This is a genomic window from Corallococcus sp. NCSPR001 (genome assembly GCF_017309135.1).
In the GTDB taxonomy this organism is placed as follows: Bacteria; Myxococcota; Myxococcia; order Myxococcales; family Myxococcaceae; genus Corallococcus.
Genome location: NZ_JAFIMS010000002.1, coordinates 5,789,869 through 5,811,645, shown reverse-complemented (window position 1 = coordinate 5,811,645; position 21,777 = coordinate 5,789,869). Strand labels below are relative to the sequence as shown.

General features: G+C 67.5%; 19 protein-coding genes and 1 tRNA gene. 12 read left to right on the top strand and 8 right to left on the bottom strand.

Features of this window, described 5'->3' with window-relative positions; genetic code table 11:
• Window positions 1-16: 16 nt before the first annotated feature.
• On the bottom strand, window positions 17-1,567 hold the full coding sequence (locus tag JYJ93_RS25135; RefSeq protein WP_206795388.1) for a Glu/Leu/Phe/Val dehydrogenase: 1,551 nt from the start codon (window positions 1,565-1,567) through the stop codon (window positions 17-19).
• Window positions 1,568-1,864: 297 nt separating this feature from the next.
• On the opposite strand from JYJ93_RS25135, the gene JYJ93_RS25130 reads away from it, so the two are divergent.
• Window positions 1,865-1,940, top strand: a tRNA-Thr gene (locus JYJ93_RS25130).
• A 48-nt stretch (window positions 1,941-1,988) separates the two neighbouring features.
• Here the strand turns inward: JYJ93_RS25130 and JYJ93_RS40840 are convergent.
• From JYJ93_RS40840 to JYJ93_RS25110, 4 genes are read right to left on the bottom strand one after another with little or no spacing between them, the layout of a single operon-like run.
• Complete coding sequence (locus JYJ93_RS40840) at window positions 1,989-4,313, bottom strand: HAMP domain-containing sensor histidine kinase (RefSeq protein ID WP_206795386.1); 2,325 nt, start codon at window positions 4,311-4,313, stop codon at window positions 1,989-1,991.
• A 51-nt stretch (window positions 4,314-4,364) separates the two neighbouring features.
• Window positions 4,365-6,365: a S8/S53 family peptidase gene (locus JYJ93_RS25120; RefSeq protein WP_206795385.1), complete on the bottom strand. Its 2,001-nt coding sequence runs from the start codon at window positions 6,363-6,365 to the stop codon at window positions 4,365-4,367.
• Complete coding sequence (locus JYJ93_RS25115; RefSeq protein ID WP_206795383.1) at window positions 6,362-7,255, bottom strand: hypothetical protein; 894 nt, start codon at window positions 7,253-7,255, stop codon at window positions 6,362-6,364. Before JYJ93_RS25115 ends, JYJ93_RS25120 begins: the two co-directional genes overlap by 4 nt.
• A 7-nt stretch (window positions 7,256-7,262) precedes the next feature.
• Window positions 7,263-7,997: a hypothetical protein gene (locus JYJ93_RS25110; protein WP_206795381.1), complete on the bottom strand. Its 735-nt coding sequence runs from the start codon at window positions 7,995-7,997 to the stop codon at window positions 7,263-7,265.
• 306 nt (window positions 7,998-8,303) lie between these two features.
• Between JYJ93_RS25110 and JYJ93_RS25105 the strand changes: the two genes are divergently transcribed.
• The 11 genes from JYJ93_RS25105 to JYJ93_RS25055 all read left to right on the top strand — a co-directional run bounded on the left by JYJ93_RS25105 (window position 8,304) and on the right by JYJ93_RS25055 (window position 19,050).
• On the top strand, window positions 8,304-9,692 hold the full coding sequence (locus JYJ93_RS25105) for a sigma-54 dependent transcriptional regulator (protein ID WP_206795379.1): 1,389 nt from the start codon (window positions 8,304-8,306) through the stop codon (window positions 9,690-9,692).
• A gap of 142 nt (window positions 9,693-9,834) precedes the next feature.
• Window positions 9,835-10,842 (top strand): hypothetical protein, encoded by a 1,008-nt coding sequence (locus JYJ93_RS25100; RefSeq protein ID WP_206795378.1) that lies wholly within the window; start codon window positions 9,835-9,837, stop codon window positions 10,840-10,842.
• 197 nt (window positions 10,843-11,039) lie between these two features.
• Window positions 11,040-11,540 carry a hypothetical protein gene (locus tag JYJ93_RS25095; RefSeq protein WP_206795376.1) on the top strand — a complete coding sequence of 167 codons (501 nt, stop codon included), beginning with the start codon at window positions 11,040-11,042 and terminating at the stop codon, window positions 11,538-11,540.
• Window positions 11,537-12,724: a hypothetical protein gene (locus tag JYJ93_RS25090; protein WP_206795374.1), complete on the top strand. Its 1,188-nt coding sequence runs from the start codon at window positions 11,537-11,539 to the stop codon at window positions 12,722-12,724. Before JYJ93_RS25095 ends, JYJ93_RS25090 begins: the two co-directional genes overlap by 4 nt.
• Window positions 12,725-12,969: 245 nt before the next feature.
• On the top strand, window positions 12,970-13,731 hold the full coding sequence (locus JYJ93_RS25085) for a ferredoxin--NADP reductase (protein ID WP_242544661.1): 762 nt from the start codon (window positions 12,970-12,972) through the stop codon (window positions 13,729-13,731).
• Window positions 13,732-13,888: 157 nt separating this feature from the next.
• On the top strand, window positions 13,889-14,152 hold the full coding sequence (locus JYJ93_RS25080) for a hypothetical protein (protein WP_206795370.1): 264 nt from the start codon (window positions 13,889-13,891) through the stop codon (window positions 14,150-14,152).
• A gap of 58 nt (window positions 14,153-14,210) precedes the next feature.
• Window positions 14,211-14,834, top strand: a complete 624-nt coding sequence (locus tag JYJ93_RS25075) for a hypothetical protein (RefSeq protein WP_206795368.1) — start codon at window positions 14,211-14,213, stop codon at window positions 14,832-14,834.
• A gap of 22 nt (window positions 14,835-14,856) precedes the next feature.
• Window positions 14,857-15,135: a hypothetical protein gene (locus tag JYJ93_RS25070; protein WP_206795367.1), complete on the top strand. Its 279-nt coding sequence runs from the start codon at window positions 14,857-14,859 to the stop codon at window positions 15,133-15,135.
• 113 nt (window positions 15,136-15,248) lie between these two features.
• Window positions 15,249-16,472, top strand: coding sequence for a DcaP family trimeric outer membrane transporter (locus JYJ93_RS25065; protein ID WP_206795365.1), 1,224 nt, complete (start codon window positions 15,249-15,251; stop codon window positions 16,470-16,472).
• A 130-nt stretch (window positions 16,473-16,602) separates the two neighbouring features.
• Window positions 16,603-17,697 carry an amidohydrolase family protein gene (locus JYJ93_RS25060; protein ID WP_206795363.1) on the top strand — a complete coding sequence of 365 codons (1,095 nt, stop codon included), beginning with the start codon at window positions 16,603-16,605 and terminating at the stop codon, window positions 17,695-17,697.
• Window positions 17,698-17,703: 6 nt separating this feature from the next.
• Entirely contained in the window at window positions 17,704-19,050 is a 1,347-nt protein-coding gene (locus tag JYJ93_RS25055) for a hypothetical protein (protein WP_206795362.1), read from the top strand.
• Between the two features lie 26 nt (window positions 19,051-19,076).
• Here JYJ93_RS25055 and JYJ93_RS25050 read toward each other — a convergent pair whose 3' ends face one another.
• From JYJ93_RS25050 to JYJ93_RS25040, 3 genes are all read right to left on the bottom strand, one after another.
• A complete protein-coding gene (locus JYJ93_RS25050) occupies window positions 19,077-20,219 on the bottom strand; it encodes a hypothetical protein (RefSeq protein WP_206795360.1) in 1,143 nt (380 codons plus the stop codon).
• A 111-nt stretch (window positions 20,220-20,330) separates the two neighbouring features.
• Window positions 20,331-21,128 carry a DUF3014 domain-containing protein gene (locus tag JYJ93_RS40675; protein WP_206795358.1) on the bottom strand — a complete coding sequence of 266 codons (798 nt, stop codon included), beginning with the start codon at window positions 21,126-21,128 and terminating at the stop codon, window positions 20,331-20,333.
• Between the two features lie 35 nt (window positions 21,129-21,163).
• Window positions 21,164-21,688: an OmpA family protein gene (locus tag JYJ93_RS25040; RefSeq protein ID WP_206795356.1), complete on the bottom strand. Its 525-nt coding sequence runs from the start codon at window positions 21,686-21,688 to the stop codon at window positions 21,164-21,166.
• Between the last annotated feature and the right edge of the window lie 89 nt (window positions 21,689-21,777).

The following is a 21,777-nucleotide window of genomic DNA, read 5'->3' as shown; positions in this document are numbered from 1 at the left end:
GAATCGGCGGCGCCGGTTACTGCGAGAAGCCTTCCAGCAGGTAGTGGGCCTCGATGCGCTTGAGCGCCAGGATCATGGCGGCGCAGCGGCTGTCCACCGGCTTCCCGATGCAGTACGGGCGGCTGTCGTGCATCTCCGTCTTGCGCGGCTGGTTGCGCGAGATGTCCCGGATGATGCGGTAGTTGCGCTTCATGGCGCGCTCGAGGCGCTGATCGACCTCCGCCTCGCTCCAGCGCTCCATGCGCTTGTTCTGGATCCACTCGTAGTAGGACACCGTCACGCCGCCGGCGTTGGCGATGATGTCCGGGATGAGCTCGATGCCGCGCTTCTGCAGCACGCGGTCGGCCTCCGGAGTGGTGGGGCCGTTGGCGCCTTCCGCGATGAGCTTGACCTTGAGGCGCTCCGCGATGTCCGCGGTGATCTCCCCCCCGAGCGCGGCAGGGACGAGGATGTCCGCCTGCACGTCCCAGAGGTCCTTCTTCTCGATGCGCTGGGCGCCGGGGAAGCCCACGACGGAGCGCTTGAGGTTCTTGGGATCCGACACGTACGCGGACAGCGCGTTCACGTCGATGCCGTCGCCGTTGAAGATGGAGCCGTCGGCGTCGTTCACCGCGAGCAGGCGCGCGCCCATGTTCGACAGGATGTTGGCGGCGTGGCTGCCCACGTTGCCGAAGCCCTGGAGGACGAAGGTCTTGCCCTTCACGCTCTCGCCGCGGTCGGCGTAGTAGTCCTCGATGCAGAACGCGACGCCCTGGCCGGTGGCCTTGCCGCGGCCTTCCGAACCGCCGATGCGCACGTCCTTGCCGGTGACGATGCCGCGCAGGTTGTGGCGCTCGCGCTCACCGTCGGAGAACTGGCGGTACAGCAGCGCCATGATCTCCGGGTTGGTGCCCACGTCCGGCGCCGGGATGTCGATGTTCGGCCCGATGAGGCTCTTGAGCCGGTACATGAAGCGCAGGGTGATGGCCTCGATCTCCTCGCGGCCGTACTCGCGCGGATCCAGCTGGATGCCGCCCTTGCCGCCGCCGAAGGGCACCTCCGCGATGGCCGTCTTCCAGGTCATCTCCGCGGCCAGGGCCTTGAAGAGGTCCAGGGACACCTCGCGGTGGTAGCGCAGGCCGCCCTTGTAGGGGCCACGGGCCTGGTTGTGCTGGACGCGGTAGGCCTTGAAGCGCTGCGACTCACCGGGGACCAGCTGGTACACCAGCCCGTCCGGCAGCCGCAGGTGGCCGTGGCGGATGGCCACGTCCGAGCCCAGCAGGGCGCGGCCGTTCAGGATGATGTTGCCGTTGGCCAGGCGCTCCAGGCCTTCGGGGTTGCGCACCTGGGTGACATTCAGGTCGGCGAAGGACTTCGCCCCCTCGGCGGACAGCGGCACGAGCCGGTCCTTGAGCTTCGCGGTGACGTAGAAGATGTGCTCGTAGTCGGGCTCTTCGAGCTCCAGACGCACCCGCTTGTCCAGGCCGATGAGATCCGCCGCGAAGTGGAAGATCTCCATCGCCTCCGTGTAGATGGTGCGCTTGGGCGTAGGGGCCGGGGCGCGCATGAAAGTCTCTTCGCTGGCCATGATGGAACGTGCTCCTTGAGGGCCCACCCGGATGGGGGCCACTGGGGAAAGCGGCGCCCTTATGAGCACAGGCGCCACGGGGATTCAACCAGTCTGGCGCCGGGCCATTTCTCCAAATTAGGGAGAAAAGTCGCGGGCTTAGCCGACGCGGTGTGTCACCTCAACGGATGCGCCGTGTCATCCATGTCAGGGCTTCTGGGGGGTAGAAGCGGGCGTGGAGGCGGGGCCTTGAAAAACCCCGGAGAAACTCCTTGCCGGGTCCGAATGCGGATGGTACTTACGCGCCGCCTTCGGTGCGCCGACATAGCTCAGTTGGTAGAGCAACTGATTCGTAATCAGTAGGTCTCCGGTTCAAATCCGGATGTCGGCTCCAAGAAGAAAAAGGCCGGTTGCCCCTGTGGCAGCCGGCCTTTTTCGTTTTTCAGGCGCTCGCGGCGGTGGAGTTCAACGCCGGAGACGTGAGGCGCGCACGCTCCGGCACGTGGATGCAGAAGCAGGTGCGCTCCTCCGTCCGCTCCAGGCTGATGCGCCACCCCAGGCTGCTCACCAGCCGTTGGGTGATGGCCAGCCCCAGCCCGGAGCCGCCCTCCTTGGTCGTCACCCACGGATTCCAGATGCTGTCGCGCAGCGGCTCGGGCACTCCAGGCCCTGAGTCCCAGCAGTTCAACTGGATGCCCCCGTCCGCCAGCGAGGCGCTCACGCCGAGACGCCCCCCGGGGTCCGCCGCCTGCGCCCCGTTGCGCAGCAGGTTGGCGAACACCTGGAGCACCATGTCCGGATCCGCCAGCACCACCAGGTCGTCCGGCACCTCCACGGACACGGAGAGCCGCTTTTCCTCCACGGGCTCGCGGATCAACTCCAGCGCGCGCTTGAGCGGACCCACCAGCGCCACCGACGCGAGCTGTGGCGCGGGAGACTTCAGCTTGCGCAGCGTGACGAGCATCCGCTCCAGCCGCGCCACCTCCTCGCTGCCAATCTCCACGTCCTGGGGCTCCAACGTGTGGCCCTTGCCGCTGCGCTTGAGCAGGTAGCGGAAGAAGTTCAGCGGATAGGCGATCTCGTGTGAGAGCTCGGCGCCCAACAGGCCGAGCGTGAACCGTTTCTCGTCGCGCGTGGCCTCCACGTCACTGCGCCGCAGGGCCTCCAGCTCCTTCAGCGCTTCGGCGTGGTGCAGCGACACCGCGCCCAGGCTCGCGATGGTGGCCAGCAGCGTGAGGTCCTCGCTGGTGTAGAGGGCGGCCTGGTGCTTGGGGGGCAGCAGCAGCACGCCGCGCAGCCGCCCCAGGGAACGCATGGGCACCACGAGCAGTCGCTGCCACGGCGTCTCCAACGTCCACACGTGCTGGCCCGTGTTGAGCCGCTCCAGCGCGTCCTCGGGGAGGTGGGGGACCGACGTCAGCTCTCGCGCCTCCAGCACGCGCACGGGGCCGCTGGTGGGCAACCAGCGGGACACGACCGCCTCCACGGCCTGACGGATGGCGGGCAATTCGTGGAGGCTGGAGAGTTGGTCGCTGAGTTGCTCGATGCTGGGGCGGAATTGAGACGCGGCGGGGAAGAACAGCCACAGCGTCAAGCGGTTGCAGGCCATGAGCCCGCCCACCAGCACGGGGACGGAGAGCAGCGTGGGGAGCCATGTCTCTACGCCCTCGCGCACCAGCAGCCGAAGCGCGAGCCATGCGAGGAGTGCGCCACCCAGCGAGGCCAATGCGATGGGCCCGGCTAGCAGCCGGCGCGACAGCACCACGTCCGTCTCCAGGATGTTGTGGCGTACCAGTGCGAAGCCGATGGACAGCGGCAGCAGCGGAATGACGAAGGGCACGAACAGGTGCACCACGCCGCTGCCGGACGCGAGCGCCACGAAGAAGCCTACGGCCAGCGTCGCGGGCGCGGCGGCCAGTCCCCAGGCGGCGGACAGCAGCTCGGCCCGCTCGCGCCCGCTGCCCCGGCCCAGGCGCAGCACGATGGAGAGCAGCAGCACGGCCATGCTGGCCGGGACGCCCTGTCCCACCACCTGGCGCGTGGTGGACGCGTCATGTCCCAGCCATGGCGCGACCACCATCCACACCGCGGCACCCACGCCCCAAAACGTCACCACCAGCAGCACCGTGCGCAGCACCACGCGCCCGCGCTTCGGGGGCTCTGGGAAGGCATAGGCCAGCCACAGAAATCCCAGGTCGAAGCCCACGCCGCCCAGGGAGAAGGCCGCGGGGAGCTCCGCCGTCGTGTGGTAGTCGTAGAACGTCAGGAATAGCAGGTACGCGCCCACCGTCCACGCGGCGTAGGCGCGTGCGCCCGGGCGGTGTCCCGCCATCATCAGCACCACGCCGCCTGTCCAGAGGAGGAAGAGCGCCACCACGGCGTAGAAGCCGAAGAAGAAGCCCACCTCGTTGGTGCCCAGCTTCAGCAGGGGGCGTTGTACTTCGCGCGGTCCTTCTGATGTGGCGAAGGTGAGCCGTGCTTCCGTGGCCCCGTCTCGCGCGAGAGCGGCCATGCGCGCGGCGGCGGCCTGGGACGGGAAGGGCAGATCGCGCGGCAATGACTGGCCTGCGATGGCGACGAGCCGGTCGGGATACTTGAGCGGCAGTTCCTCCTGTGCCCAGGACGGCATGGAGACGTTGGAAAAGTCCGCGTACGGATCCACGAAGAGCCCGGGGAAGGGCGCTCCCAAACTGCGCCATGCATTCACCGCGGCCGCGGCGGCCACTGCCAGCAGCAGGGCCACCGCGGTCACGACGAGCCACGTCACGGGCCTGGATTGGCGCCAGGGGACGCTGCCGGAGAAGGGCATTGCTTCAGGCTACCCCAGCCTCTCTTTGGGGGTGTCGTGGGTCTGCGGCGCCACCAGGTCGTTGCCTCGGGGAAAGGAGGGCATCCACCGAAGTTCGAACGCCCCCTTGTTGAAGGCGAACAGGAACCGCTGGAGCTGGCCACCAGATACCTCGCGCAGTGCCGTCTCCATCATGCTCACCCACGGGAGGAGTTCCTTGGCCTCTCGCTGGAAGGCCGGAGACTCCAACTCCGCGCGCAACGCGTCCAGCATGTAGTGTGTGCGCCACAGGAGGGCTCCATGATCTCGCAAGCCTTCTCTGTCCAGCAGATCTCCATCCGTCGTCCACAAGGCCATCAGGTGCCGGGCCAGCCACATGATGGCCTCCCTCCACCGCCAGGAGTGGAGCACGAGGCGAGCCAGTGAGCCGCGCACCTGGAGATAGGCGTCCAGCACCACTTGCCATGGGGTTGGGAAGTCGGCGTGCTTCTCCTCTGTCCATCCGAGCCACGCGAGCGCGCGCAGCATCGCAGGGTCGGATTCGGCCACGCCCCGGGTCGGAATGGGGCCGGGGCGGGGGCGGGTGAGCAGCAGGGCGGCGCAGACCGGGTCCGTGGCAGCCAGCGCGGCGGCCAGCGCGTTGACGCGCCCGGCGCCCAGCTTCAGGTTGTGGCCCAGCCGATCCCACTCGTTGAAGCCCTCGGACGCGGGGCCCGGCCCTCCGTCCACGACAGGTGGGAGGTCCGCCGTCCACTGGAGAAGTGCGCGGACCTCGTCCGCGTCGAGCCATGGCGCCTGGCGCAGCACCACCGCAGCCACCCCCGCGACGAGCGCTGAAGCGATGCTCGTATCATCCGCGAGCCGTTCCTGCAGCATGCCGAGCCGGTACAACTCTCCCGGGGCACTGAGCGTCACCGAGGGCCCGAACCTGCCGATGGGACCGGTCCATGTTCCGTCGAAGCGCCTGTACCACCGCCCTGCGGTATCCGTGGCGGTGACGGCCATGACCCAAGGCTGCGCATGCAACTCGTCCGCGCCCATGGCATAGGACATGGGGCCTACATGGGACATGGCGTCCCCTTGGTCGTGGTTCCAGGAAGTGTCCCCTGTGGCGCAGATGATGGGGACACCCTTGCCGTCGCGGCCGACGCGCCGGGCCTCGCGAAGCACCGCATGGAGGTAGCGCGGCGTGCCCCAGAGCCCATCCCCCATGGGAATGAGCACGACGTCAGCCTTCCAATCCTGGATGGCATGGGCCAGCGTAAGAGCCACGTCCGCGGGGGCGATCCATGAGCTGTGGACGTCCGCCTCATGCGGGACCATGCGGTACAGGCCCAGTTCCACGCCTTCGCCCAGGGCCTCCTGGAGGGCCACTGCCATCCGCGTCCCGTGGTGTTCCATGGCGGGGGAGAGCGTGATTCGCGGTGGGGGAGGCCGCTCCAGCCCGTGGAAGTCAGGTGCCGGGTAACCCTGGTCGGGCGGGATGCCCGCGAAGGATTCATCGAGGATGGCCACGCGTACCTTCCCGGGCATGCCCTTCTGGAGCGCACGCACCTGGGACAGCCCGATGAGTTCCAGCGCGGAGACGAACAGCTCCGGCTCGTGCTGCAAGACGGCCGGGGGGGGCTTGGGAGGGACCTTCGTCTCCTCCAGGAGGAGGTCCCGGGGAGCGCCCATCGCCTTCAACTTACCCTGTTGCTGCAGAAGGAAGTCGGACGTGCAGACCTCGTCATCAATGCCGACGCGCACGTCTACACCAGCGCGGGCCAGGAGTTGCGACTGCCGGCCTCGCCGGGCGCACAACACCGGCTCGGCGGACACCAGCGAGGCATTGTCGGCATCCGGCACCTCGTGACGCTCCAGGACGTAGAGCGTCAGCGAACCCAGAGTGGCCGCCGGCTCTTTGCCTTCAAGCGGGGAGCCACGCCAGACGACCAGGACCTTGTCCCCGTACTTCTCCAGGAGTCCCGGCGGGATGCGCATCTCATCCATGACGAGCTTGCGTGCATATCCAATGTGTCGGGCCGTCATAGGACCTCCTCCGCGATGGAGGCGAGCCAACGGCCCGCTTCCTCGTTATGGGCGGGGACGCCGTCCGGTTGGATTCCCCCCACCAACTGGGCGAATCCCCGCATCCAGGTGGACAGCCGTACCAGGCGGGCCTGCTCCGCCAGGGTGATCGCTGACTCCATGAGGAAGGGCAGCGCTCGAACCAGCGCACCCTCCGGCAACCCCAGCACCGCCGGGATGCTGGTGCCCCGCGTCCGCTCGTCCTCCTCGCAGTCCAGGGCATCGTCCAGACACTGCAGCGCGAAGCAGAACCGGTCGTAGCTGCGCTCGAGCAGGGCGGCGCGTTCGGGCTGTCCTGCGTGCCGCAGAAGGCATACCGCCGCGGTGCCGCCCCACCGCAATTTCTCGCGCGTCTGCACGGCGTAGGTGGCCACGTCCATCCGCCGCAGCGCCATCGTCTTCAACTCCAGCGCGGTGCCCCTGCGCAGCGAGACCAGGGCTTGCGCCAACGCCTGACGCGCAAGCCGCCGGTTGTCGAGTGCCGCCGTGAGCTCGTGCTCCCACGAGCGCAGGAAGACCCCGCGGTACACCAACATGCCCACGTCCGGTGCGACCTGCCGATCCACCAGCCGGTCGGCGATGAGTCCATGGATCGCGGCGCAGTGGTGCGCCGCGCGGTAGTGAGCGAGCGCCTCCCTCGGAACGAGCAGGTGTCCCGGCCGGTCCGGATCCTCCGCCACGTAGCCGGGCAGATCCCGGTTGATGTCGAGCACCCAGAAGTCCTCCCAGCAGCCGTCCTTCCATCGCGTGAGTCCGAGCCGATAGGGGAGGGTTCCTCCGTACTGGCGGAGGGGCGCTGGGAGGTGTTGGGTCAGGCGCTGGTAGGTGGCATCCATTCCCTGGGCGTTCATGGTCGATTCACCAGATGACACCGGGGAAGTGCAGCCAGGCGAGGCTCTTGAACTGGATGCTCTCCGTGTTGATCTCCGCGAGCGCGTCCACATGCTCCCGATTCCAGGCGCCCTCGGGCGCGTACTGTCGCAGGGTCTCGAGCACCCGCTCGCACTTGCTGGCGTCGTTCCGGTCCGCAGCGTAGTCACTCACACGCAGATGCAGATCCTCCACCTGCGCGGTCTGCTTTGACAGCAACTCCGTCCAGAAGTGGAGGACCTGCCGCTTGACGGTGACGCCGTCCTTTTCGACAGGGGCGATGGGCGCGAACTTGCGGAAGAGCAGGATTTCATTCAGCCCCTGGTTCTGGTCCGAGTTGAATTTGAGTTCTCCCAGGTTCTGGCCATTCTCGACATTGAACGAGGTGAGGACGGCTGCGGTCTCTTCTGGAGAAGTCTCCAGGGCCCGCCGGAAGCGCACGGCGTTGGCCGGGGTCGTGTCGGAGAAGATCGCTTTCAGCACCCGGCGCACAGTGTCGCGGCGATCCATCTCCTCCGAAAGGTTGCTGCTGGGCTTCGGAGGTGGCGCTTCGAGCGCGCGCTTCTGCACGGCCTCCAGGAGCTTGGTCCTCGCTCTCGACACCCAGTCGGCGGGGGCCTGAGGCGCGCGCAGATTCTTTGCTCCCTCGTGCGCCGCGAGCCCTTGCGGCGACCCCTTGTGTGTCTTCTTGGTGCCTTTCAGCCTGTTTTTCTCATCCGTCATGGCGAGTCCCCTCCCTTGGCAGTGCTCGGGGCCTTCCCATGGCAAGGATTGAACCAACGCCCTGTCTCACGGGGAGCATGGTGGGCCTCTAAGGATGTGAGAGGGGTTGGCCCGCCGCGTCACGCGCGAGACGTCGCTGAAGGGCGTCGTGAGGCTGTCCGTTTCCGACCAGCGTCACGTGCCGGGTGGTCGTTTCCGTCCACCGCTCCGTGTGTAGGAAACCGTGGCCACGTGCGAGGGGGTGATGTGACAGTGGCACATCGCTTGCGGTGTCTTGGACCCCAGGAGTACGAACCCGACCGGCCCATGAACATCCTCATCGTTGACGACCAGCGCAGTGCGCGTCGCATCCTCGCCAGCATCCTGTCCACGCAGGAGGGACTGGTGCTGCATGAGGCGTCCTCGCTCGAAGAGGCGCGGAGGGTGCTGACAACCACCGACATCGACATCGGGCTCATCGACGTGCGGCTGGACGCGGACGCACGCAATCGGGACGGGCTGGTGCTGGTGGCGGAGATCCGCGAGAAGTCCACCGCTCTTCCCGTCGTCGTCACGGCCTCCAGCGAAATGGAGGAGATTCGCGCGGCCATGCGCGCGGGGGCGTACGACTACATCCTCAAGGACGAACTATGCGAGGAGTTGGTCCTCCCCATCATCCAGGGGCTCGGAAGTCGGCGCCGGTTGGAGCACGAGGTGCTGCGCCTCCGGGCGCGCCTCACCCCGGAGACAGGCATCCAGGGGCTGGTGGGCACCTCCGAGGTCATCGGCCGCCTGCGCACCACCATCCAGCGCGTCGTTCTCTCGGATCGGCCGGTGCTCGTCACCGGGCCCACGGGGGCGGGCAAGGAGGTGGTGGTGCGCGCCATCCACGCACTGGGGCCTCATTCCGCGGATCCGCTCCTGGACCTCAACTGTGGTGCCATCCCGGAGTTGCTGATGGAGTCCCAGCTCTTTGGCCACGAGCGGGGCGCATTCACGGGCGCGGACCGGAGACAGGACGGCTACCTCACCGCGGTGCGCCGGGGCACGCTCTTCCTGGACGAGCTGGCCGAATTGCCGCTGTCCCTTCAGGCGAAGCTGCTGCGCGTGCTGGAGACGGGGCGTTTCCGGCGGGTGGGCTCGACCACCGAGGAGCAATTCCAGGGACGGGTCGTGGCCGCCACACACGCGAAGCTGGAGGAACGTGTGCGTCAGAACCGCTTCCGCGAGGACCTCTTCCACCGGCTCAATGTCCTCAACGTGCGCGTTCCCTCGCTGGACGAGCGGACCCAGGACATCCCCGCGCTGGTGGCCCATTTCTGCCGACAGCAGTCGCGTCCGTTGCGCTTCTCCCAGGAGGCACTGGAGTCTCTGTCCCGGCGCTCCTGGCCAGGCAACGTCCGGCAGCTTCGCAATTTCATCGATCGCCTCGCCGTCTTCTGTGACGAGGAGCTCATTGGCGCGGAAACAGTGGCTGCCTACATGGAACCCACGCAGGGCCCGGTTCCCGCGGAGGACGGGCTCATGGCCATGGCACGCGCCATCCTGCAGTTGCCCGTGGCGAACAAGCTCGAGGCCATCGAGTCCACCCTGCTCAACGAGGCCATGGCGCTCGCTGGCGGCAACAAGAGCGGCGCGGCGCGGCTGCTCGGCATCGGCCGCAAGGCAGTGGAGCGCCGCTTGGAGCGCAAGGACGAGCCGCCCGAGGCCGAATAGCCCGCGCTCCGGACGCTTCCGTCCATTGTGTCCATGCCTCCTGGTCGAGGATGTCCACCGGCCATCTCCAGCCATGCGGAGACTCGTGTGAGCTGGACGGCATCAGGGTTGCTGAAGGGGCACCTGGCCCCGGAGGTGCCCGATGCTTCATTCGACAATCATTGACGTGATGGTGGGTCTGGCTTTCATCTACCTGGAGCTGAGCCTTGTCTGCTCGGCCGCGACCGAGCTGCTGGAGTCCGTCCTTCGCAAACGCGCGACCGACCTGGAGGCGGGCATCCATCGCCTCGTGAGGGACGAGGCGACCCTGAACCGTGTGTATGCGCATCCGCTCATCCAGGGGTTGATGCGTGAAGACGAAGCAAAGCCTTCTTACATTCCAGCCCACACCTTCGCGCTCGTGCTGGTCGATGTGCTGGGCATGTCCACGACGGCTTCGCTGGACCCGAAGGGGCTCGACAAGGTCGAAGGCAGCTTGCAGAAGGCACTGCGACCGCTCTTGAAGGCCTCCGGAGGCGAACCCGCGCGATTCAAGCAGTACATCGAAGACTGGTTCGATGCCTCCATGGAGCGGGTGTCCGGCTGGTACAAGCGCCGGACCCAATGGATCATCTTCGGTCTCGGCTTCGTGATCGCCGCCGGGTTCAACGCGGACACCTTGCGCCTGGCCAATCTGCTGGCGAGGGATGGGGCATGGCGTGCGTCCGTGGTTTCCATCGCGGAGGAGCATGTCAAGGCGTCCGTGGCGGGGTCGGCCGCCAATCAAGGTGAAACAGGCCAAGCACCTCCCTCTTCGGAGGGGCAGGGAGCTGGAAAGGCTCCCTCGCTGCGGGAAGCGCTCCAGAAGGCCACGGATCTGGGATTGCCGTTCGGCTGGGGAGCCGGGCCGGAGGTCTCGGGGCTGTCGTCTCCACAGCTCCTGTCCCTGCCGACGCAGGCGACGCTGCCAGGGTGGCTGACTGCGTGGATGCTGAAGCTGCTGGGGCTGATGGTGACCGCGCTGGCGGTGTCACTCGGTGCACCGTTCTGGTTCGACCTGCTCAACCGCCTGAGCATGGTCCGCTCGGCGAGCAGACCGGACAACAAGGACCGTGGCGCGTCCCCGGTGGGCACCGGGGAAAAGCCCGAGAGCCAGATAAAGGCCGCGTGAGCAGAACGGTTGTTCTTTGCTTTCCGCTGGTCCTTTCCGACCAGGGCCCTGGCTGATGCCGACCAGGGGACACAGGGTGGAAGGTGTCTTTCACCCTGTTCCTCCTCAGGGGGCGGCGCGTGGAGCGGACGGCACGACGGTTGCTGTCTTCTGGATGACGGACGCAGCGCCAGTCCCGGCGCCGCCCAGGGGGAAACATGCCATCAAAGAATGTCTCACTGCTGCCTCAGTACGAGTCATTGCGCGGTCAGCTCCAGCACGCGCTGGTCGTGGACGCGCCCGCCGGAGAGTTGTTGCACAGCCTTCGAACGCTGGATGTGCATCTTGCGGAGCATGTGCCGTCGAACGTGGTGGCGGCGACGCCGCCACATGCTGAGATTGCCTTCGCGTGGTTCCCGGAGAATGCCGAGCTGAGCCTTTACTTGTATTGCAATGATGTGCCCGTTCCCGCCGGGAAGGGCATCTTCACCGGTGGGCGGCTCTTCGTTCCCATTCCCGCATCAATGCTGAAGCCCGCCGGGACGGAGAACGAGCTGGTGGCGCTCATGCGCTTCTTCAGCGGAGGCTGGAAGTACCAGCTCTGGTTGGACGTGAGCGGCCAGCGCAAGTTGCTGGAGCAGGGCCGCGACAATGACCCCGGCAAGCCGAACGACGACAGCTTCAGCTGCAGAGTGCGCTTCGGAGGGAAGCAGTCGTGAGCACTCGCATCCGCTCCCAGGGGTTCTGCCGAGGGGGCATCACGCTCGTGGTCCTGATGACCGCGAGTGCCAGCGCGGACGACAGTCCCCCTCAGCCATCCGCTGTCGACGCCGCGGGTTCCGCGGTCAATCGAGACAACCCGGCGGAGGCCGGTTCTCCAAAGGTCGACGTGGTCAAGGCCACCGATTCCGCCACCAAGCGCGACAGTCAGCCCACGGTGGACCCGTGGATGGCTTCCTCCTCGACGGCTCTCTTCAGCCGACCGACGGTGGGGGAGTCGTTCAAGTTCTCCAGTGAAGCAAACAGCGAGGGGTCGGTGCTGTCGGTCGGCTTCTCTCCTGGCGCGCTGTGGGCTCCGGGCACGCCGGCGCTGACGAGCCTGCAGCTGGCGGGCGCCTACAGCATCAATGACGGCATCGGATCCTTCTCCCTCAAGTGGGCCGCGCCCTTTCGCGACGTCCGCACCTTCTCCCCCGCGGACATGCAGCGGCTCACGGATGCCTCCGTGAAGGCCCTGGAAGCGTGTGACGCAGCCGAGCGGAAGAAGGCGGAGGAGGAAGAGAAGAAGAAGACGGCGCAGGAGAAGGAGGAGGACGAGAAGAAGACGGCGCAGGAAAAGGAAGAGGAGCGGAATCGAAAAGACGAGAAGAGGCATGCGCTGTGCCTGGAGAAACGCACCGCCACCGAGGACGCGGAGGTTGCCCGCATCCGTCCCGGGCTGAGCATGGGGGCCAGCATGGGCTACGGGTTCCGCTCCCAGCGGCTGGAGCGGCTGGCCGCGAACGTGGCCTACGATCAGAAGCTCTGGGGCGGTACGTCGCTCATCATCAACGCGGACATGGAGTCGCAGGTGCGGGAACTTCCGCAGGAGGACGGTGGCCTTCGCGTGGAGCGAGCCTGGCAGGCGGGAGGCAGTGTGGGCCTGGCCTGGAGGCCCGGAGCCGCCTTCCTGAAGCAGCGGTTGGAGGTGTCCGCGGGCGCGAAGCTGCTCCAATGCCTCCAGGGCTGCGCGGAGAACCCGTCAAGCGTGAAGTTTGGCCCCCAAGCCAGCTTCGCCTTGGACAAGGACACGGTGCTCGGCGCTTCCGTCAACTGGACGGGGGAGGCCTCCAGCCTGCGGGATGCGCTGGTGGGCGTGGCCGTGTCGCATAGCTTCGGGTTGCTCAATAACGACACGCAATGACTGCTACGCGCCTGCCCTGATAGGGGGGAGGGCAGGCGCGTAGCGCTGAACGAGGGGGGAGGGGGGCACCGGCCGGCGTCCCCCTGGAGAGCTGAAGCCGTCGATAAGCGCAAGGCTGCCCGCCGGGCTTCTTCCTCTGGTACGGAGGGGGGAATCTGTCGCACAACATCGCCCGTTAACTGGCGCGTTCGGGTGGTCTAGAACGCCGCCGGCCCTCTTCTGGAGCAACAACCGTGAGCAGTCTCATGAAGGAGTCCGTGCTGCGCGTGCACCACTGGACTGACACCCTCTTCAGCTTCGTCACCACGCGGGACCCGGGTTTCCGCTTCGCCAGCGGCCAGTTCACGATGATCGGCCTGGAGGTCGAGGCCCGCCCGCTGCTGCGCGCCTACAGCATGGTGAGCGCGCACTATGAAGACCACCTCGAGTTCCTGAGCATCAAGGTGCCCGGCGGGCCCCTGACCTCCCGCCTGCAGCACCTCAAAGAGGGCGACAGCATCCTCGTCAGCAAGAAGGCGACCGGCACGCTCGTCCTCAAGCACCTGCTGCCCGGCAAGAACCTCTACATGCTGAGCACCGGCACGGGCCTGGCCCCCTTCCTCAGCCTGGTGAAGGACCCGGAGATGTACGAGCAGTTCGACCGCGTCATCCTCACCCACACCTGCCGCCGCGCCGAGGAGCTGGCCTACCACGACCTCTTCCTCCACGAGCTGCCCCACAACGAGTTCTTTGGGGAGCTGGTGAAGCAGAAGCTCACGTACTACCCGAGCGTCACGCGCGAAGACTTCCGCAACACGGGCCGCATCACCGACCTCATCCGCAGCGAGAAGCTCTTCAAGGATGTGGGCCTGCCGGTGCTGAACCCGGAGACCGACCGGGTGATGCTCTGCGGCAGCCCCGGCATGCTCTCGGACCTCACGACCATGCTGGAGGAGCGCGGCTTCCGGGAGGGCACCCCCGGAGAGGCCGGCCACTACGTCACCGAGAAGGCCTTCGCTGAACGGTGACGAGGCCGCGCTCGCGGAAGCGAGCGCGCCGTGAAGCTCTACACCTGGGCTTCAATCCCTTTGCAACGGGATGGTTCGCGTGCAAGGCATTGGATTGCACGCGCATGCTTGTTTTCGATATTCAGACAGGCGCGGTACTCACCGAGAGGAGCTCCCGATGCTGACGCGTGTCGTGAAGAGTGCTTTCGTCGTGATGGGCCTGTCCCTGGCGCTGGCATGCGGTGGAACGGACACGGCGGACGCCGAGCAGATGGAAGGCGTCTCCGCCGACGTCCAGGCGCCCACGACGGATGCGGTCTCGGATGACGTCTCCGCCCAGAACAAGCCGGGCTGCGGTGCCTGGAAGCAGCCGTGTTGCGAGTTGAAGTATTGCAACTCCGGGCTCGAGTGCGATCCCTCGACCCTGAAGTGCCTGCTGTAAAGCCACTCCAACCGCCGGCCATCCGGGTCATGATGGCCGGCGCATGGAAGGGCTGCGAATGCGATACCTGCTGCTCCTGATCCCCTTGCTGTCGGGCTGTGCCTCGTCACCCCGTACCGAGGCCCCCCGGCTCTCCGACGCGGACCGGATCGTCCAGGAACTCTGCGGCAAGCAGATGGCGCTGCTGGGAGAGGAATCCCACCACGGCAGTGCCAGGACCGTGGCCTTCAAGGCGGAGTTGACCCGCAGGCTGGTGGAGGAGTGCGGGTACGACGCCTTCTTCATCGAGACAGCCAGCTACGACTTCCTCCGCATCCAGGCGCTGCTGAAGGCGGGCCAGCCTGTCAGCGACGACATGCTCGCGACTGCCATTGGCGGCATGTGGTCCAGCCCGGAGATGGCACCCCTGATTCCGTTCCTGGCCGGGGGGCTCCGGGCGGGGAGCCTCGTGGTCGGTGGAATCGATGATCAGATCAACGGGGGCACCTGGGCGACGAAGGAGATGACCCGTGAGCTCTCCGCCCGGGTCGACATCGTGGGAGTCGGCGTTCTCCAAACCCGGAGCACCCGCGACCCCGGAGCAACTGCAGATGGCTCGCAATCTGGTGCGGCACTTCACCCGGGAGGCCTCCGCGCGAGCCCGGGCGCAGGCGCAGCCAGATGGGTCCCGCGACGTCCGTGAGCGCTTCGGGGAACAGTCCTTCGTGCTGGGGTTCTCCGCGAGCTCCGGGCGCTATTCCATCGGAACCAGTCCCAACACGTTCGACCTTGCGCCCGCGCCGCCCGATTCGCTGGAGGGCCAGGCGTTCGTGAACCACACCGCGGACACCCGCTATCTGGATGGGCACGCGCTTCGGGAGCTTGGGCCCAGGGTGGCCCGTCCCCTGACCTATACCTCGTGGATGAAGGCTCCCTGGGCCACGGTCATGGATGGGCTGCTGATCGTCCGGGAGGAGTCCCCTTCGCGCAAGGTGGCCCGCTGACGCCCCTCCGTACGACCCGGGTGTGAGCGCGGCTCCATTCCCGCTGCACGGGCGCACGGTTGATGGGGCATGCGCCTGCTTCCAGGTTCGAGCCTCCGGGGACGGGGGCTCTCATGCGGATGAGGCGGTGGGTGGTGGGCGGGGTGTGGGCGTCTTGCCTTTGCGCGCTCCCGGCCCTGGCTCAGGAAGAGGAGAAGCCCACCGGGCCGCAGCTGGAGGTCTACGGCTTCGCGATGACCGACTCGGGCTACAACTTCGGGACCATCGACCCGAATTGGTTTGACGTCCTGCGGCCCACGAAGCTGCCCGCGTTCGACGGTGAGTTCGGCGGCGAGGGCCGCGTGTTCTTCGGCGTCCGGCAGAGCCGGCTCGGCATCAAGAGCTTCGTGCCCACCCGGCTGGGCGGCCTCAAGGTCCACCTGGAGGCGGAGTTGTTCGGCGTCGGCGAAGAGGCGGGCCAGACGACGTTTCGGTTGAGACACGCTTTCGGCGAGCTCGGCCAGTTCGGCGCGGGCCAGACGTGGAGCGGGTTCATGGACCCGGACGTCTTCCCCAACTCCATCGAGTACTGGGGACCCAGCGGCATGGTGTTCTTCCGCAATGCCCAGATCCGCTGGCGCCCGCTCCAGGGGCCCAGGCATGAAGTCCACCTCTCGCTCGAAAGTCCGGCCGGCTCGGCGGACGTCGACAACTACTCCCAGCGCATCGAGCTGGAGAACGTCACCTCGCGCTTCCCCGCGCCGGACGTCACGGCCCACTACCGGTACACCGGCGGCTTCGGCCATGTGCAGCTGGCGGGCATCGTGCGCTACCTCCGCTGGGATGACCTGAACGACGACGCCATCGACCTTTCCGGGGACACCGTGGGGGCGGGCGTCGCGTTGAGCTCGAACCTGAAGTTCCCCTGGAAGAAGGCCTTGCTCCGGCTCCAGGTCGTCTATGGCAAGGCCATCGAGAACTACATGAACGACGCCGGAGCGGACGTCGCCGTCAGGCTGAACCCGGCCGGCGCCGCGAAGCCGGCCGAGGGCGTGGGCCTGGAGATGGTGAGCACGGTCGCCTTCCTGGACCTGACCTGGAGCGAGTTGTTCACCAGCACGATCGGGCATTCGTGGGTCAACGTCGTGAACTCGAATGGCCAGGGCGACACCGCGTTCAGCGCTGGCAATTACGCCCTGGCGAACGTGCTGGTCCATCCCACCGAGGACTTCTACTTCGGCCCTGAGTTCTCGTGGGGACAGCGCCGCAACTTCCGCGGCGGCTATACCTACGATGACTACCGGCTGCAGTTCTCGATGAAGTACTCGTTCGACCACACGTTCAAGAAGGAGCAGTGACGCCTACCGCAGGGAGGGCCGGGATGGAGTCGGCCCCTCCGCCCGGCAGACATCGCTCATGCACCCGGGGGCGGCTCACCCTGAAGGGATGGGCATGCCTAGCGTGCGGCTCCCTGCCCGGAGGCCGGCGATGGCTCGACCGCCCAGACCGATGACGCCGTGGTGTCCGTGGTTCGCGCTCGGCCTGCTCCTGGCGGCGGACGCCGTGGCTCAGCCCCCCAAGCGGCCCTTCCTCTTCAATGACTCCCATGTGCACCTGACCAACTACATCCAGGAGGGCTGCGACATCCGCCACCTGCTGGGCCTGATGGGGGACAAGGTCGGCCGGGCCACGCTGTTCGGCATCCCCCTGCAACAGCAGTGGTCCTACCGCGTGTCGGGGGACGCCGCGCCCACCTACTACCTGCAGACGGATGCGCCGCTCTACTACTACTCCTTCACGGATGCGTTCATCGCGAACGCGTACCTGTCCCTGCCGAAGGAACAGCGCGCGCGCTTCGAGCCGATGATCACCGGCTTCAACCCGACGGACATGTACGCGGTGGATCACATCCGGCGGGTGCTCACGGTGTACCCCGGCGTGTTCAGCGGCATTGGCGAGTTCACCATCCACAAGGAGTTCGTCTCCTCGAAGGTCGCGGGTGAGGTGGCCAGCCTCACCGACCCGGCCCTGGATCGCATCCTGGACTTCGCCGGTGAGGTGGGGCTGGTGGTGCTCCTGCACAACGACCTGGATGCGCCCTTCGCGGAGGAGGGAGCGACGCCGGTCCACCTGGAGCAGCTCAAGGCGCTGTTCAAGCGGCATCCGAAGACGACCCTCGTCTGGGCGCACGTCGGGGTCGGCCGGGTGGTGCGTCCGGTGGAACATCACCTGGCGTTGATAGAGGAGATCCTGGCGGACCCGGCGCTCCGCCACGTGTCCATGGACATCTCCTGGACCGAGCTCGCGAAGTACGTGGTGGCCACTCCGGAGACCGCCCGGCGGGTGGCGGAGACCATCAACCGGCATCCGGACCGCTTCCTCTTCGGCACCGACGAGGTCTCTCCCCAGAGCCAGTCCAAGTACCTGCGCATCTATGCGCAGTACGCGCCCATGCTGGAGCTGCTGTCGCCGGAGGCCCGCACGAAGCTGCTCCAGGGCAACTTCGCGCGGCTCTTCGACGCGGCCCGGTTGAAGGTCCGCGCGTGGGAGCGCTCCCAACGAACCCCCTCCGCCGCCCCCTGAGCGCCCATGTCTCCGCACTTCCGTCGACGCTGCCTCGCGACCCTGTTGGCGCTGATCGCTTGCGGGCTGGCGCTCATCCCCCTGCGCGCCAGGGCCCAGGATGAAGCCCCCGTCAACCCACCGCCGCAGTCCACCCCCGCGGATGACCAGGACCTGGAGCCCGCGGAGAACACCGTCGCTGGCGAGTTCACTCCGGCCCGGGGCTTTCAACTGCTGAAGACCGACTGGGGCAGCCTGAACATCAGCCTCTATGGGCTGGTGCGCTATGTGAATCAACTCCCGGGGGAGCAGACCTTCGTCGACCATCTGGGACGCGAGCGCGAGGTCAAGACCCGCAACGACATCAACTGGCACCGCACGATGGTCTGGTTCTCGGGCTTCGCGCTGCACCCGCGCCTGAACTACACGGTGACGGTCTGGTCGCTGCCCACCACGCAGCAGACGCTGGCCTTCGGCAACCTGCAGTTCAAGTTCAACAAGGCCCTCACGCTGGGCGCCGGCATCGGACCCACGCTCACCGCGCGTTCGATGCAGGGCTCCCATCCGTTCTGGGCGTCCAGCGACCGGCAGATGGGCGAGGAGTTCTTTCGCGGCGGGTTCTCCTCCGCGGTGTGGCTGAAGGGCGAGCCCCTCTCGCGGTTCTTCTACACGGTCTCCGTGAACACGAACCTGAGCCAGCTGGGCATCACCGCTTCCAATGACTCGCGCGACCTGGCCTACAGCGCTTCCGTCTCGTGGATGCCCACCACCGGCGAGTTCGGCCTCCGCGGCGGGTTGGCCGACTTCGAGGAGCACCCGAAGGTGGCGACGCGCTTCGGAATCTCCGCCGCGCATGCGCGGGAGGACCGGGCGAACCAGTTGGGCTCGCCTCCCAACGAGACGCAGATCCGCCTCTCCGATGGGCTGCTGGCCTTCGAGGAGGGCGCGCTCGCGGACGGGGTGACGGTCCAGAAGCTCAACTACCAGGTGCTGGCGTTCGACGCCGGGGCGAAGTACCGGGGCTTCACGTTCCAGGGGGAGTACTTCTTCCGCCGGTTGTCGGACTTCCTGGCCACCGGGCCGCTGCCGCAGGACGCCCTCCTCGACCACGGCTTCTTCGCCCAGGCCATGTACATGGTCGTCCCGAAGTACGTGGGCGTGTACTCCACAGGCTCGCTGGTGTTCGACGACTTCGACCGCAAGCCCTGGGAGCTGTCGGGTGGCGTCAGCGTGTTTCCCATGGCCGCGCGCAGCTGGCGGTTGAACCTGCACTTCATCTACGTCCAGCGCAGCCCCACCGGTTCCAACTTCGGCTTCTACACCGCTGGACAGACGGGGCCGACCATTTCGGTGGGCACCGACATCCTGCTCTGAGGACCGTGCATCGTGGGGGTGCCGGATCAGAGCACGCTCTTGCCGAGCTCCAGTAGCACCTCGATGAAGCGCCGGTCCGCGAGGAGCAGGGGCACCATGGGCGCCATGGCGGCGGCGACGACGGCCAGCGCCGCGCGGATGTCCACCGGAAACCAGCGCATGGCGCGTGCGGCCTTGAAGGACGTGCCCAGGTCCGTGAGGGAGGAGAAGTCCTCCGCGGTCAGCGGGTCCAGCCCCTTCGGCAGCTCGCGCTGGAACCACCGCTGCTCGAAGTGTTGCGAGTGCCAGGCCGCCACGGCCGAGAACTCATGGTCCCCCGTTCGCTTCGCCCTCAGCAGCTGACGAAAGAAGGGCAGCAGCGGGGCGAAGATGACGGCGAGGCAGAGGAGCGCGAAGGCGAACAGGTGGAGGGCGTAGTCGCTGAAGTTCGTGCTGGGAGCGCGCGACAGGCGCTGTGCGGTCAACGTGCAGGACACCGCGAGGACGATGAGGGAGAAGCTGGCCTGGATGGTCCCGAGGAAGCTCAGGCCGCCCGCCGCGTCCGGGTGGGTGGGCACGAGGGCGAGCGGCAGCCTGGAGACCTTGAACAGGAACGTCGCCCACAGGATTGCCCGCCACAGCCAGCGCAGGAGCAGGAACCGGATGATCGGCATGCTCACCGCGAGGTACCACCACCCGGCCAGGGTGAGAGGGCCCCCGGGCTCCACATGGAGCCAGGACGGACGGTTCGGCAGGTAGGGCAGGTGCACGAAGGACGGGGCGAAGGAGATGACCAGCAACCCGGCCTCGATGAGGCCGCTTCGCCGCCCCCGCATCGTGTCGCGAGCAATGGCCTCGTAGCGGGGCAGGTGCCGCGCATCAATCAGCTCCGAGATGACGAAATGGCGCACGGCCGCCGCGAGGCGCATGTCGATGTATCCATCCGCCGCGACGAGCAGCGGTAGGGACACCAGGAACTCGACATGGGTCGCCACGTTGCGCAGGAAGGCGTGTGCCACCGGCCCACCCTCCAGGAGCGACAGGGCGAGGAGCGGCAGCCAGCTCACCAGCATCAGGAAGACGATGCGCACGGGCCGCGAGACCCGGTCGAGACGGGGGAAGCGGTGCCGCCGGTCGAGCGAGGTTTCCTGGACCAGCGAGAAGTCGAGCAGCGAGGCGGGGACATCCATGGCCATCCCAAAGCTGGGCCATGGAGGTGCCTCCCGCCAGTCGGTGAAGCCACCGGGCTTGCGCGAAGGCCTGTCGCCTGCCGTGCCGACCTGGGCGGGCGACCGTGGGTGCTACGGCCTGCGGGCCTGCTCCTGCGACGGCAGGCCCAGGCCGGCCGCCAGTTCGGTGAGCTTCGCCTGCACCTTGCGCATGTTCTCCGGGCCCATGCGCAGCAGGTGCTTCTCCGCCGCGCCCAGCGCCTCCAGGTTCGGATCCGCGTAGACGTAGAGCGCGCCCTTCGGCGTGAGCTCCGGAGGCGTCTTGGGGATGGAGACGCGGGTGAGACGCCCGATGGCTTGCGACAGGGTCGCGTCCAGGCTCCGGCCCGGCGGGGCCAGCTCCGCGTGGGCGGCGTCCAGCAGCGGCTTGAGCTCCTGATACACCTGTCCCGCCTTCTTCGCGTCCAGGGAGGTGATGACGCGGGCCACGGCGTCGTAGCGGGTATGGCTTTCCGGCGACGCCACCGTGTGGCCGTGCCGCTTTGTCACCCGGAAGGTCCCGGTGGGGGCCATGAAGGACAGCGGCATGCGCGGGCTCTGGCCTTCGGCGACCAGATTCACGGACGCGGCGAAGCGGCGGGCCAGGTCCTCGGAGGCCAGCCAGCGCGCGTAGTCCGCGTCACCGGAGAGCCCCTTCAACAGCTCCCTGACGCGAGCGTCGGTGCCGGAGAGCTGCACCGCCGGGGGCGCGGGCGGCGCCGGAGGCGTGGGCTCCGCGATGGCCGGCGTGGGGGCGGGAGGCGGCTCCGGCGTGCGCAGCAGGAGGTAGCTCGATCCACCCAGGAGCGCCACGGCGGCGGCGATGCCCAGGGGCCAGCGCAGGGAACGGAGGGGAGACGGCGGGAGGGGGGCGTTTTCGCTGGGGCTCATGTGCGTGGGGACTCGGTGAGGGAGGGAGAGAGGGTCTACAGCTCGCCGGCGCGGGCCTGTTCGGCCAGGCGGAAGGAGAACTCCGCGCGGCGGTTCTTCTCCGGGGCGTTCGCGTCCGCGGGGCGCTCCTCGCCGTAGGAGATGACGGAGATGCGATGGGGATCGACGCCCAGGTTCACCAGATAGGCGCGCACGCTGGCGGCGCGGCGCTGGCCCAGCGCGATGTTGTATTCCGTCGTGCCCAGCTCGCAGGTGTGGCCCGCCACCGTCACCTTCGCGAGGCTGCGCTGACGCAGGGCCTGGGCGATGCGCGACAGCTCGTCGGTGGCCTCGGACGGGAGCAGGGAGGAGTCGAGCGGGAAGTAGATGGGCGCGGCGTTGAGCGCCGCGAGCGCCTGCTCCGTGTCGTCCGGCGCGGGCTTGACCGCGTTGCCACGGTCGCTGGCGGTGGGGGCCGGCGAGTGGGTCACCGCATCGTCGGTGCGGGTGTTGGCCGCGCGCCTCGCGCAACCGGTGAGGCCAATCACAGACAGCAGGAGGACCAGGTGGGTTCGGTTCATGCCCTGAGACATGAGCAAGGGCTGTGCCGAGGTCCCTTGCGTCTGGAGTCTCGCGCGGGGTGGCGCGATGACTCGCAAAGCGCGTCGTC